The sequence below is a fragment of the Rhodococcus sp. NCIMB 12038 genome (assembly GCF_002165735.1).
Taxonomy (GTDB): Bacteria; Actinomycetota; Actinomycetes; order Mycobacteriales; family Mycobacteriaceae; genus Rhodococcus_F.
Genome location: NZ_NHML01000003.1, coordinates 113,930 through 127,355 on the forward strand (window position 1 = coordinate 113,930; position 13,426 = coordinate 127,355).

A 13,426-nucleotide genomic window follows, 5' to 3' on the forward strand; every position below is an offset into this window, starting at 1 on the left:
GGTGCGAGGTCAGGGGACGCGCAGGATCAGGGCGTCGCCCTGTCCGCCACCGCCGCAGAGGGCGACCGCGCCGGTGCCGCCGCCGCGGCGCTGCAATTCGAGGGCGAGGTGCAGCGTGATCCGGGCGCCGGACATTCCGATGGGGTGCCCGAGGGCGATGGCGCCGCCGTTGACGTTGACGCGTTCGGGGTCGACGCCGAGTTCGCGGGTGGACGCGATCCCGACCGCGGCGAACGCCTCGTTGATCTCGATCAGATCCAGTGCGGTCGGTGAGATACCGGCTGCCTCACAGGCTTTCGCGATCGCCCCGGACGGCTGGAACTGCAGTCCCGAATCCGGCCCGGCGACCATCCCGTGCTCGCCGATCTCGGCCAGCCAGGTCAGGCCTTCCGCCTCGGCACGCTCCTTGCTCATCACCACCACGGCGCAGGCGCCGTCGTTGATCGTCGACGCGTTGCCCGCGGTCACGGTGCCGCCGTCACGGAACGCACCCCGTAGCCGCGCCAGGGTTTCGGCGGTGGTGTCCGGCCGGATGCCTTCGTCGCGGCGCAGCCAGGTGCTCTCACCCTTGCGTGCGGGGATCTCGACGGGGACGACCTCGTCGTCGAAGACCCCGCTGTCCCACGCCTTCGCGGCGAGTTGGTGCGAGCGGGCGGCGAACGCGTCCTGGTCCTCGCGGGCGATGACGTCCCTGTCGTTGCCCGCCTCGGTGAGCAGTCCCATCGGCTGGTCGGTGAATGCGTCGTGCAATCCGTCGAGGGCCATGTGGTCGACGAGGGTGACGTCGCCGTACTTGAACCCGCCACGCGAACCGGGCAGCAGGTGCGGGGCCTGGCTCATCGACTCCATGCCGCCGGCGACGACCACATCGAACGCGCCGGACCGGATGAACTGGTCGGCGAGGATGATCGATTCGACCCCCGACAGGCACACCTTGTTGATGTTGAGCGACGGCGTGCTCATCGGGATGCCGGCCTTCGCGGCCGCCTGACGGGCCGGCATCTGCCCGGCACCGGCGGTGAGGACCTGTCCCATGATGACGTACTGGACTCGGTCCGGGGCGACACCGGCCTTGCCGAGCGCCCCCTCGATGGCGATGGCGCCGAGGTCGGCGCCGGAGAATCCGGCGAGTGAGCCCTGCAGCCGGCCGATCGGGGTGCGGGCGCCGGCGACGATCACGGAGGTGGTCATGTGCGGAAAGGCCTTTCGGGGGTGGGTTCGTCAGTTCGCGGCGAGGGTGCGGCTGATGACCAGTCGCTGAATCTGGTTGGTGCCCTCGAAGATCTGGGTGATCTTCGCTTCGCGCATGTACCGCTCGACGCGGAAGTCGCGGGTGTAGCCGTAACCGCCGAGGACCTGCACGGCGTCGGTGGTGACCTTCATGGCGGCGTCGGTGGCGACGAGCTTGGCGACGGACGCGTTGCGGGAGTACGGCAGGCCGGCGTCGCGGCGGCGGGCGGCGTCGATGTACGTGGCGCGCGCCGAGTCGACGGCGGCGGCCATGTCGGCGAGCAGGAACCCGAGGCCCTGGTGGTCGATGATCTTCTTGCCGAACGCGGTCCGTTCCTGGGCGTAGGCGACGGCCTCGTCGAGGGCGGCCTGCGCGAGGCCGACGGCGACGGCGGCGATGCCCAGCCGGCCGGAATCCAGTGCGCTGAAAGCGATCTGCAGTCCCTGTCCCTCCGCGCCGATGCACCGCTCGACGGGCACGAAGGCGTCGTCGTAGTGCGCGGACGTGGTCGGCACGGCGTGCAGGCCCATCTTCTCCTCGGGCTTGCCGAACGTGAGCCCTTCGGTGTCCTTCGGGACCAGGAAGCAGGATATTCCCTTCGAGCCCTCACCGGTGCGGGCGAAGAGGTTGTAGAAATCGGCGATGCCGCCGTGCGTGATCCAGGCCTTCGCGCCGTTGACGACGTACCCGCCGTCGGTCGCGGCGGCCTTGCAGGCCAGGGCGGCTGCGTCGGATCCGGCCTGCGGTTCGGACAGGCTGTAGGCACCGACGGTGTTGCCGCCGAGCATGTCCGGAAGCCACTGCTGCTTCTGCTCGTCGGTGCCGAACGCCATCAGCGGGTGGCAGGCGAGGCTGTGGACGCTGACCGCCACCGCCACGGCGGCCCAGCGGGCGGCGATCTCCTCGAGCACCTGCAGGTACACCTCGTACGGCTGCGCGCCGCCGCCCCACTCCTCGGGGTACGGCAGGCTCAGCAGTCCGGCATCGCCGAGGGTGGCGAACACGCCTTCGGGGTAGGTCTCCGACTTCTCGTGCTCGTCGACGATCGGCGTCAGGACCTTGTCGGCGACGTCGCGCGTGAGCTGGATCAGGTCACGGGCTTCGTCAGTAGGCAGCAAACGATCGACGGCCACGGTTTCTCCTTGAGAAGGCTACGGAAAGCAGTACTGGATTACGGCCCAGAGTACTGATTGCGAAATAGTACTGCAAGGCACCTCCCAGTACTATTTCTGTCATGGAGCAGCCCACCCGACCCGGTTTCGCCACCCGACGGCGCACCCAGCTCTTCGACGCCCTCGTCGACCTCTTCCTGGTCGAGGGGTTCGCACACCTGACCCTCGACGAGATCGCGAACCGGCTGCGCTGCTCGAAGTCGACGCTGTACACCCTCGCCGGCAGCAAGGAGCAGCTGGTCCGGGCCGCCACGGTGCACTTCTTCCGCCGCGCGACCGAGGACGTCGAGTCGCGCATCGAACAGATCGGTGGGGCCCGCGAGCGGATCACCGCGTACCTGTCGGCCGTCGGCAACGCCCTCGCGGCCGCGTCCGACCAGTTCATGGCCGACCTCGACGCGTTCCCGCCGGCGCGGGAGGTCTACGAACGGAACACGCGGTTCGCGGCCGGTCGGGTCCAGGAGTTGATCACCGAGGGCGTCGCCGCCGGAGACTTCCGCGACGTGCATGCCGCGTTCGCCGCCGACCTCGCCGCCACCATGATGGTCCGCATCCAGCAACGCGGGGTCCGCGACAGCACCGGGCTCGACGACGCGCACGCCTACGCCGAACTCGCCGCAATCCTCACGGGCGGCATCAGCGCCTGAGCCGGGTCACCGAGTTCGGGCGCCGAGTAGGTCCGCCGTTCTCCGTAACCGCATCAGCACCTGCAGGTCGAGCGCCTTGTCGGGGTCCCGCCAGTCCGGGCCGAGGAGCCGATCGATCGCGTCGAGACGCTGGTACAGGGTGTTGACGTGCACGCCGAGGCTCGACGCGGTCGCCGAGTGGTGACGACCGTGCGCCAGATACTCCGACAGCGTTTCCAGCAGCGGCACTCCACGTTTGGATTGCTCCGCCATCAACGGTCCCAGCTGGGCCTCGGTCAGTTCGTCGAGGTGCTCACGCGCCATGTGACTCAGCAGGATCCGGTAGATGCCCAGACCGCGCGCCGAGGAGACCTCCCCGGCGCGTCCGAGGGTGTCGAGCACGTCGACGGTCTGCTGGGCTTCGACGTAGGCGTGCGCGAGCGCCTTCGCACCGCGCGCGGGTTCCGCGATACCGATCGTCGCGTCGAGTGGCCCGGAGGTGAACACTGACTGGACGGACGCGGAGTCCTTGGCCGGTATGACGGCGAGTGCGCGGGAGCCGTGTTCCGCCGCAACGGTTCCCGACGGGAGCGGCAAGGTTTCCAGGGCGGTGCGGATGGACGTGTCCGGCCCGGCGGCGGTCGCCACCGCGATGCAGTACGTCGTGTCGGGGTTCAACCCGGCCAGCCGCAGTTGCCTGCGCTCGTCCTGCTCGGTAGCGGCCGGATGCGTCAGCAGGTCGACGAGAAACGCGTCCCGCGCGCGACGCGTCGCCTCACCGGCCGCGCGTTCCTCGGCGAGCGACAGCGCGATCGCCGGTGCGGCCCGTTCGAGCAGCAGACGGGTGGTCGGCTGCTCCGCGCCCAGGGACAGCAGGGCGCCGAGCATCTCCCCGGCCGCCGCGACGCGTTGCGCCAGCACCCCGTGCCGTGCGACATGGTCCTTCCCGCCTGCGCGCAATTCGCGGACCGCGGCCGCCACGTCGTCGGCGTGCGGCATCAGGTCCACCGGCAGGGCGGATTCGTCCAGCACGAAATATGCCGGTTGCCGGGAGAGCTGCGCCACCTCCTGCACCAGGCGCTGCACTCCCGCGCCGAGCAGCACCACCTGGGTCAGCGTCCGGTCCCATTGCAGAATCTGTTCGAGTTCGTTCGTGCGCTGCGACAATTCGGCATTCACCGCTTCGAGCCGCGCGACGGTGTCTCGGTCGCGTTCCAGCGAGCGCACGTTCTCGATCGCGATCGCCGCATGCGCCGCGAGCGCCGACAACAGCGCGATCTCGGTTTCGGTGAACGCCCGCTCCTGACGCTTGCACGCGAACAGCGCACCGATGACGCGGTCGGCGACGCGGAGGGGGACCCCGAGCAGGCCGCGCATGTTCTCCGACCGCGCCGCGCTGTCGGCGCCCGTGATGTGCCGGAAGGCCGGTTCGCTCTGATAGTCGGGCGTCCACTCCGGTGCGGACCGGCGGACGATCAGGCCCACGAGTCCTTCGTCGAGTGACAGTCGGATGCCGACGAGATTCGGGGTCAGTGCCCCGCTGGTGACCTCGATGACGAATTCCTCGTCGTAGACCGACCCCATGTAGGCGAGATCCACACCGAGCAGTTGCCGCGCCTGGTCGACCACCTCCTGCAGCAGCGCCCGGTCGTCGCGGACCGTCGTCAGCCGGACCGCGATGTCGTTGAGCGCCGCCAGTTCCCTGCTGCGCTGTCGGCGCTGGTCGAGCTGTGCGCGCAGCCGCAGGGCGGCGTTGGCTTCGCGTTCGACCGTCGCCCGGTCGGACGGGTCGGAGTCGTCGATCAGCGCGCGTCGGAGCGTCTCGAGTTCGTCGAGGGGTGCGTCGTCGAGCAGCAGTTCCATTCAGCCGCGATCGGCAGTGCTCACTGGTGTCCCCATCCATGGATTCCTCGATTCGATAGATGAAATCTACATTGGCCGAGATCCAGATCACAGCTACGTTTGACCCATCACCTTCTCGCCCGCAAAGGACTGGTTCTCGTCATGTTGATCGATGCTCTGTTGGCAGCCCTTCCGGCGGATCGAGTCGTGCGCGACCCCGACGTCGTAGCCCGGTACCAGCACGACGAGGCGGAGTGGGCGCCGTACGCCGCCCCGCTCGCCGTCGTCCGGCCCCGAACAGCGCTCGAAGTCCAGGCCGTCGTGCGCGCCTGCCTCGAGCACGACACCGCCGTCGTCACCCGGGGCGCCGGCACCGGTCTGTCCGGCGGGGCGAACGCGACCGCAGGCTGCGTCGTCCTCGCGCTCGAGGGCATGAACGCGATCAAGGAGATCGACCCCCTCGAGCGATACGCCGTCGTCGAACCCGGCGTGGTGAACGATCATCTGCGTGCCGCGTGCGCCGAACACGGACTCTGGTATCCGCCGGACCCGGCCAGCGCGCCGTGGTCGACGATCGGAGGGAACGTCGCCACCAACGCGGGCGGACTGTGCTGTGTCAAGTACGGCGTCACCCGCGACTACGTGCTCGGCATGCAGATCGTCACCGGCACCGGTGAACTCGTGCGCCTCGGACGCAAGACCGCCAAGGGGGTCGCCGGATACGACCTGGCGGGTCTCATGGTCGGCTCCGAGGGAACACTCGGCGTCATCACCGAAATCACGGTCAAGTTGCGGCCGCTGCAGGACCCGCAGCGCACGGTGGCCGGCTACTTCGACTCCATCGTCGACGCGGGGCGGGCCGTCAGCGCGGTGGCCGCGGCGGGACTCACTCCGTCCGCGCTCGAGTTGGTGGACAAGCAGTGCCTCATCGCCGTAGACGCGTGGAAGAAGATGGGACTGTCGGTGGAGGCGAACGTCGTCCTCCTCGGCCGCATCGACACCGCCGGCGTCATCGGCGATCAAGAGGCGGAAAAAATGCTGTCGTGCTTCGACGAGGCCGGAGCCACCTGGTCGGCCGTATCCACCGACCAGGAGGAGGCGGATGCACTGTTCGCCGCGCGCCGCCTGGCCTACCCGGCGATGGAGCGGCTCGGACCGGTCCTCACCGAAGACGTGTGCGTGCCGAAACGGGCTGTCCCCGAAATGCTTGCACGCATCGAACAGATCGGCATCGCCCACGACACCACGATCGCGAACATCGCACACGCCGGCGACGGAAACCTGCACCCGCTCCTCATCACCCCCCGCGACGACGAGCCCGCCCGCGCCCGCGCGCAGGCAGCGTTCGCGGAGATCATCGACGCCGCACTCGCACTCGGCGGCACCGTCACCGGCGAACACGGCGTCGGTCTGCTGAAGATGGAAGGCCTTGCCCAGGAACTCGATCCGGTAGTGCTGGACATGCACCGATCGGTGAAGAACGCCCTCGACCCGCGCGGAATTTTGAACCCCGGGAAGGTCTTCTCCTAAACCGCTTTTCGCACGAACTCTCCGACGCGCACGGCGTGCAATCGAGCCGTGAGACGCGGCGTACCGGCGTGGCCGCAGTCGGCCGAGCCCGACGATTCTTTTCCATTCGCCCGCTCGGGCGACCGATCCCCAGAAAGCCGAGACATTCATGTCGTCTGTACTGCAGAAACCCGAGATCGAGGCGAGAGTGGTCCGGAAGGTCGCTCGCCGGCTCATTCCGTTCCTCGGCCTGGCCTATTTCGTCAACTACCTCGACCGGACCAATATCGGGCTGGCGAAGCTGACCATGAGCGCGGAACTCGGACTCACCGAGACCATGTTCGGCCTGGCGTCCGGGTTGTTCTTCATCGGCTATCTCCTGTTCGAGGTGCCGAGCAATCTCGCGCTGCACAGGTTCGGGGCACGCCGCTGGATCGCCCGGATCATGCTAACGTGGGGAATCATCGCGGCGGCCATGGCCTTCGTGCCCAATGTCGGATCGCTGTACGGGCTGCGCATGCTGCTGGGTATCGCCGAGGCGGGCTTCTTTCCGGGAGTCTTGCTCTACCTGACCCTGTGGTTTCCCCGCGCCTATCGGGTCCGGCTGATGGGCCTGTTCCTCCTCGCGCTCCCGGTATCGTCGGCGCTCGGGGCACCGTTGTCGAGCGCCGTCATCCAATACTGGGACGGCATATTCGGACTGTCCGGTTGGCGCGTCATGTTCCTGTTCGAGGGGATTCCCGCCGTCCTGCTCGCGGTGGTCACCTGGTTCTACCTGACGGATCGGCCGTCGCAGGCCAAGTGGCTGGATGAGGACGAAAAGGTTTGGCTCACGCGTGAACTCGAATCCGAGGCTTCGGAATCCGGTTCCCACATCACTGGATCGGTGCGTCGGGCACTCACGGATTCCCGTGTGTGGATGCTGGGCCTCGTCTACTTCGGGATCACCTACGGGCTGTACTCGCTCAGCTTCTTCCTGCCCAGCATCGTCGCCGGTTTCAAGAAGACGTTCGCCACCGATTTCTCGCTGTTCACCACCGGGTTGATCGTCGCGGTTCCGTTCGCGGTCGGCGCCGTCGCAATGGTGTTGTGGAGCAGGCACTCCGACCGGACGGGTGAGCGGATCTGGCACGTCGCGGTCCCCACCCTGATCGGAGCCGTCTCCATCCCCGTCGCCTTGTACATGCAGTCGCCGCTCACGACGATGATCGCGGTCACCGTCAACGCGGTCGGTGTGTTCTGCGCGCTGCCGGTGTTCTGGTACCTACCCAGCACATTCCTGACCGGTGCGGGCGCCGCGGCAGGCATCGCCGTCGTCAACTCGGTGGGCAACCTGAGCGGTTTCGGGGCCCCGTACGTCACCGGGTGGCTGTTCGACGCCACCGGGAATTCCCGCGCCGGCCTGTGGGTCGTGGGGGCGGTCATGCTCGTCGCCGTGATACTGGTTCTCGTCCTCAGATCTCGGGTGAGTACCACGCGCAGTATCGAAGACGCCGATACCCGTGTGGCGACCGCGAGCCGTTGAGCGGGCGCCGGGGGTCAGCGCTCCTCGGCGATCCGCTCGAGCAGTGGGCGGGTCCGGTAGGGGATGGCGTCGCGCATGGCGACGGACACCGTGGTGCGCTCGATCCCGGGCACGGCGAGGATGAGGCCGGCGACGCGGTACAGGTCGTCGGCATCGACGGCGACCACGCCGATATGCAGGTCGGCCGCTCCGGAGATGCCGACGACCTCCACCACCTCCGCGATGTCCCGCAGGTGTTCGATGACGTCCTCGAGGCGGTGCTGATCGACCACCGCGGTGACGAACGCCTGTAAGGGGTACCCCAGGTCGCGGGGTGACACACAGCGATCCACGGGCGCGAGCACGCGTTGCTCCTCCCAGCGAGACATTCGTGCCTGCACGGTATTCCGCGCCATCCCCAGCAGGGTGGCCAGTTGGACGCCGGTTGCGCGGGGTGCGTCGCACAGGGCGAGCAGCAGGCGGGCGTCGGTTCGATCGAGTCTCGTCATGTAGCGCAGTATCCCACACCCTCCATGCCTGGAGTTGGGCATTGTGCTTAATTTGAATGACAACACTTGCGCATGCTGGATCCCGATGTTTGCATGAACGCATCATTCTGACCGGGACGGTCACGCAAGGGCGGCGGTGCCTCCCGTTCCATCCCCCTTCGGAGGTTTTCGTGTTCGACAACGACGATGTGGTGCAACTGGTCACCGAAACCGGTGCGCGAGTGGATCATCCCGACTACTCCCGGTACGTCGAAGACGTGGACGTCGCCGCGGTGCTCGCGCTGTACGAGGACCTCGTCGTGGTGCGGCGCATCGACGCGGAGGCGACCGCGCTGCAGCGTCAGGGCGAGCTGGGGCTGTGGGCGCCGCTGCTGGGGCAGGAGGCGGCGCAGGTGGGGTCGGCACGCGCACTCGATCCCGGCGACTTCGTCTTCGCCAGCTACCGCGAACACGGGGTGGCGTATTGCCGCGACGTCGATCCCACCCACATGCTCCGGTTCTGGCGGGGGTCGACGCACTCGGGCTGGAACCCGTTCGAGTACAACATGACAACCCCGGCGATCATCGTCGGCGCGCAGGCGCTGCACGCCACCGGGTACGCGATGGGCATGCAGTTCGACGGCTCCGCCGGCGCCGCGATCACCTACTTCGGCGACGGCGCGACCAGCCAGGGCGACATCTCCGAGGCCTTCGGGTTCGCCGCGAGCTTCAACGCGCCGGTGGTGTTCTTCTGCCAGAACAACCAGTGGGCGATCTCGGAACCGGTCAGTCTGCAGTCGCGGGTGAGCATCGCCGCGCGGGGCCGCGGCTTCGGCGTCCCCAGCGTGCGCGTCGACGGCAACGACGTCCTCGCCGTCATCGCCGTGACCCGCGCCGCGCTCGAACGGGCACGGGAAGGCAGCGGACCGACCCTGATCGAGGCCGTCACCTACCGGATGGGCCCGCACACCACGTCCGACGACCCGACCCGGTACCGCCCGGCCGCGCTCGACGAGGAATGGAAACGCAAGGACCCCCTCGACCGCATCCGCGCCCTCCTCGAGTCGGCGGGCGCAATCGACGACACCTACCTCGCCGCGGTGCAGCAGCGCGCCGACGACACCGCCGCCGCGCTGCGCCGCGGGTGCCTCGAGACCGTCGAGCCCGAGCCGATGTCGTTGTTCGACAACGTCTACGCCGAACCCCATCCCCTCGTCGACGAAGAGCGGCGTCAGTTCGCCGCCTACCTCGACAGTTTCGAAGGAACCGACGCATGAGCACAGCCGCCCCGACCACGCTCCCGCTCGGCAAGGCCCTCAACGCCGGGTTGCGCCGCGCCCTCGAGAACGACCCGAAGGTCGTGCTCATGGGTGAGGACATCGGCAAACTCGGCGGTGTCTTCCGCATCACCGACGGACTGCAGAAGGACTTCGGTCCCAACCGCGTCATCGACACCCCGCTCGCCGAGTCCGGGATCATCGGCACCGCAGTCGGTCTCGCGATGCGCGGCTACCGGCCGGTGTGCGAGATCCAGTTCGACGGGTTCATCTACCCCGGCTTCGACCAGATCGTCTCGCAGGTCGCCAAATTGCACTACCGCACCGGCGGCAACGTCAAGATGCCGATCACCATCCGCGTCCCCTACGGCGGCGGCATCGGCGCCATCGAGCATCACTCCGAGTCCCCGGAGGGTTACTTCGCCGCGACCGCGGGTTTGCGCGTGGTGACCTGCAGCAACGCCGGCGACGCGCACACGATGATTCAGCAGGCCATCGCGTCGGACGATCCGGTGCTCTTCTTCGAACCCAAGCGCCGATACTGGGAGAAGGGGCAAATCGACCCGGCCGCCGAGGCGAATCCACTGCACCAGGCCCGGGTGGTCGCCCCGGGCAGCGATGTCACCGTCGTCGCGTACGGGCCGCTCGTGACGACGGCACTGCAGGCGGCGAAGGTCGCCGCCGGCGAGGGCCGGTCGGTCGAGGTGATCGATCTGCGGTCCATTTCCCCGCTCGACGTCGATACCGTCGCCGCCTCCGTGCAGCGCACCGGACGCCTGGTCGTCACCCACGAGGCGCCCGTGTTCCTCGGCATCGGCGCCGAGATCGCCGCCCGCATCGGTGAGCGCTGCTTCTACCACCTCGAGGCCCCGGTCGCCCGCGTCGGCGGATTCACCGTCCCCTACCCGCCGGCGAAACTCGAACAGCACTTCCTGCCGGACGTCGACCGCATCCTCGACGCCGTCGACCGCATCTTCACCGCGTAAGCACCAGGAGTTCTCATGCCCACTGTCAAGACATTCCTGCTGCCCGACCTCGGCGAGGGCCTCACCGACGCCGAACTGCTGACCTGGCTGGTCGCGGTGGGTGACACCGTGACGCTCAACCAGAACATCGCCGAGGTCGAGACGGCGAAGGCCTCCGTGGAGTTGCCCTCGCCGTACGCCGGAACGGTGGTCGCGCTGCACGCGGAGGAGGGGACGACCGTCGACGTCGGCAGCCCGTTCATCGACGTCGAGATCGCCGGCGAGGAACCGAATGCGGACCCCGCGCCCCCGGCCGAGCGGACCCCGGTCCTCGTCGGCTACGGCGTGGCCGAGGACTCGTCCAGTCGGCGCCGCCGGAGGCACGCAACCACCACGGCCGCTCGCGTCGACGACGTGCCCGCCCCGCACCCGACGCGTCCGCTGGCGTCGCCGCCCGTGCGGTTCGCCGCGAAGCAACGCGGAGTCGACCTCACCGAGGTGGACGCCACCGGGGTGCACGGTGAAGTCACCAGGAACGACCTCGAACGCCATCGCGACGCCACCCCGGTGCCGACGCCGACGGCCGCGCCCGACACCGACGAGGAACGCATCCCGATCAAGGGCGTCCGCAAGCACACCGCCGCGGCGATGGTCCGCAGCGCGTTCACCGCCCCGCACGTCACCGAGTTCGTCACGGTCGACGTCACCCCGACCATCGAACTGCTGGCCGAGCTTCGTAAAACGAAACACTTCACCGACGTGCGCCTGACACCACTGACGCTGGTGGCCAAGGCCCTGCTCGTGGCGCTGCGCACCAACCCGACTCTGAATTCGTTCTGGGACGAGGACGCGCAGGAGATCGTGGTCAAACGGTCCGTGAACCTCGGCATCGCGGCCGCCACCCCGCGCGGACTCATGGTGCCGAACATCAAGAACGCACACACCCTCGGTCTGCGCGACCTCGCGATCGCCGTGTCGGATCTGACGACCACCGCCAAGGAGGGGAAGACCGGGCCGGCCGACCTGGCCGACGGCACGATCACGATCACCAACGTCGGTGTTTTCGGCGTCGATGCGGGCACGCCCATCCTCAACCCCGGCGAGGCGGCGATCCTGTGCTTCGGGGCGATCCGCAGGCAGCCGTGGGAATACCGGGGCGAGATCGCGTTGCGGTCGGTGACGACGCTGAGCCTGTCGTTCGACCATCGACTGGTCGACGGTGAGCAGGGTTCGCGATTCCTCGCCGCCGTCGGCCAGATCCTGGCGGACCCGATGACGCTGATCGCGCTGAGCTGAAACCCGGCCACTTCGACCTTTCCTGCACGTCCCATGACGTGCCCGACCCAGGGAGTTTCCCCATGCTCGACCAACCGGACGTCCTGATCCTCGGCGGTGGATCCGGCGGGTACGCCTGCGCCTTCCGTGCCGCGCAACTGGGCAAGTCCGTCACCCTGATCGAAGAGGACAAGGTCGGCGGCACGTGCCTGCACCGCGGGTGCATCCCCACCAAGGCGCTCGTGCACGCCGCCGAGGTTGCCGACACCGTCGCCCACGCGTCGGCCCTCGGGATCGGTGCGACACTCGACGGGATCGACCTCGACGGCGTCCACGCGTACAAGGACGCGATCGTCGAACGCCTCTACAAGGGCCTGCAGGGTCTGGTCCGCAGTCACCGGATCGAGGTGGTCCAGGGCACCGGCCGCTACGGCGGCGGCCGCACCGTCCACGTCGGCGACCGCACGATCACCGGCGCAGCACTGGTCCTCGCGACCGGCTCGGAGGTCCGGAGTCTGCCCGGACTCGAGATCGGCGGCCGAATCCTCACCAGCGACCAAGCCCTGACGTTCCCCGAACTTCCGCGTCGCGTCGTCGTACTCGGCGGCGGTGTCATCGGCGTCGAGTTCGCCGGCATCTGGGCATCCCTGGGCGCGGACGTCACGATCGTCGAGGCGCTGCCCCGGCTGATCGCCGCCGAGGACGAATGGGCCTCGAAGCAACTCACCCGGGCCCTGCGCAAGCGCGGCATCACGGTCATGACCGGCACCCGATTCGCGAAAGCCGTTCAGGACGACCGCACGGTCAGCGTCACCGTGGAGTCGGGTGACACGATCGAGGCCGACCTGCTGCTCGTCGCGGTCGGCCGCGGACCCCGCACCGCCGGCCTCGGACTCACCGAGCACGGCGTCGCCGTCGACCCCCGCGGGTTCGTCACGGTCGACGATTTCCTGCGCACCTCGCAGCCGGACGTGTACGCGGTCGGCGACATCGTCGCCGGACCGCAGCTCGCGCACCGCGGATTCCAGCAGGGCATCTTCGTCGCCGAGACGATCGCAGGCCTGCACCCGACCTCCGTGGAGGACAGCGGAATTCCCCGGGTGACGTACTCGAACCCCGAGGTCGCGTCGGTCGGGCTCACCGAGGAGCAGGCGCGCGAACGTCACGGCGCCGTCGCCACCGTCGTCTCCGACCTCGCCGGCAACGGCCGAAGCCAGATCCTCGGAACCGGCGGCGGCGTCAAACTCGTGCGCGCCGGAGCCACGGAGGGACCGGTCGTCGGTATCCACATGGTCGGAGAACGCGTGGGTGAACTCATCGGCGAGGCACAACTGATCGTCAACTGGGGCGCCTACCCGAACGAGGTCGCGGCACTCGTTCACGCACATCCCACCCAGGCCGAGGCGCTCGGCGAGGCGCACCTCGCTCTCGCGGGAACCCCGCTGCACAGCCACAGCTGATCGGACTGCTCACCCCGAGCAAGCACCGTCCGACATGCGTGATGTCGAATGGTGTGTTGCACAATTCAATCCGCGAA

General features: G+C 68.5%; 11 protein-coding genes. 7 read left to right on the plus strand and 4 right to left on the minus strand.

All coding sequences use genetic code 11. The features are described 5' to 3' along the window. Positions 1-9: 9 nt before the first annotated feature. On the minus strand, positions 10-1,191 hold the full coding sequence (locus CA951_RS04230) for an acetyl-CoA C-acetyltransferase (RefSeq protein ID WP_087555672.1): 1,182 nt from the start codon (positions 1,189-1,191) through the stop codon (positions 10-12). 30 nt (positions 1,192-1,221) lie between these two features. Continuing rightward, a complete protein-coding gene (locus tag CA951_RS04235) occupies positions 1,222-2,364 on the minus strand; it encodes an acyl-CoA dehydrogenase family protein (protein ID WP_087555673.1) in 1,143 nt (380 codons plus the stop codon). A gap of 101 nt (positions 2,365-2,465) precedes the next feature. Between CA951_RS04235 and CA951_RS04240 the strand changes: the two genes are divergently transcribed. After that, positions 2,466-3,050 (plus strand): TetR/AcrR family transcriptional regulator, encoded by a 585-nt coding sequence (locus CA951_RS04240; protein ID WP_087555674.1) that lies wholly within the window; start codon positions 2,466-2,468, stop codon positions 3,048-3,050. Positions 3,051-3,056: 6 nt separating this feature from the next. Here CA951_RS04240 and CA951_RS04245 read toward each other — a convergent pair whose 3' ends face one another. Next, on the minus strand, positions 3,057-4,892 hold the full coding sequence (locus CA951_RS04245) for a GAF domain-containing protein (protein ID WP_087555675.1): 1,836 nt from the start codon (positions 4,890-4,892) through the stop codon (positions 3,057-3,059). Between the two features lie 141 nt (positions 4,893-5,033). Between CA951_RS04245 and CA951_RS04250 the strand changes: the two genes are divergently transcribed. Both CA951_RS04250 and CA951_RS04255 read left to right on the plus strand, forming a co-directional pair. Next, entirely contained in the window at positions 5,034-6,401 is a 1,368-nt protein-coding gene (locus tag CA951_RS04250) for an FAD-binding oxidoreductase (protein ID WP_087555982.1), read from the plus strand. Between the two features lie 148 nt (positions 6,402-6,549). Further along, complete coding sequence (locus tag CA951_RS04255; RefSeq protein WP_087555676.1) at positions 6,550-7,905, plus strand: MFS transporter; 1,356 nt, start codon at positions 6,550-6,552, stop codon at positions 7,903-7,905. A 14-nt stretch (positions 7,906-7,919) separates the two neighbouring features. Here CA951_RS04255 and CA951_RS04260 read toward each other — a convergent pair whose 3' ends face one another. Next, positions 7,920-8,393: an Lrp/AsnC family transcriptional regulator gene (locus CA951_RS04260; RefSeq protein WP_072946680.1), complete on the minus strand. Its 474-nt coding sequence runs from the start codon at positions 8,391-8,393 to the stop codon at positions 7,920-7,922. Between the two features lie 170 nt (positions 8,394-8,563). Here CA951_RS04260 and pdhA point away from each other — a divergent pair, with 170 nt between their 5' ends. The 4 genes from pdhA to lpdA all read left to right on the plus strand — a co-directional run bounded on the left by pdhA (position 8,564) and on the right by lpdA (position 13,349). Then, a complete protein-coding gene (gene pdhA, locus CA951_RS04265) occupies positions 8,564-9,649 on the plus strand; it encodes a pyruvate dehydrogenase (acetyl-transferring) E1 component subunit alpha (protein WP_087555677.1) in 1,086 nt (361 codons plus the stop codon). After that, on the plus strand, positions 9,646-10,635 hold the full coding sequence (locus tag CA951_RS04270; protein ID WP_087555678.1) for an alpha-ketoacid dehydrogenase subunit beta: 990 nt from the start codon (positions 9,646-9,648) through the stop codon (positions 10,633-10,635). The genes pdhA and CA951_RS04270 overlap by 4 nt, the downstream gene beginning before the upstream one ends. Before the next feature lie 15 nt (positions 10,636-10,650). Further along, positions 10,651-11,910, plus strand: a complete 1,260-nt coding sequence (locus tag CA951_RS04275; RefSeq protein ID WP_087555679.1) for a dihydrolipoamide acetyltransferase family protein — start codon at positions 10,651-10,653, stop codon at positions 11,908-11,910. Between the two features lie 62 nt (positions 11,911-11,972). Next, positions 11,973-13,349: a dihydrolipoyl dehydrogenase gene (gene lpdA, locus CA951_RS04280; RefSeq protein WP_087555680.1), complete on the plus strand. Its 1,377-nt coding sequence runs from the start codon at positions 11,973-11,975 to the stop codon at positions 13,347-13,349. The last annotated feature ends 77 nt before the right edge of the window (positions 13,350-13,426 follow it).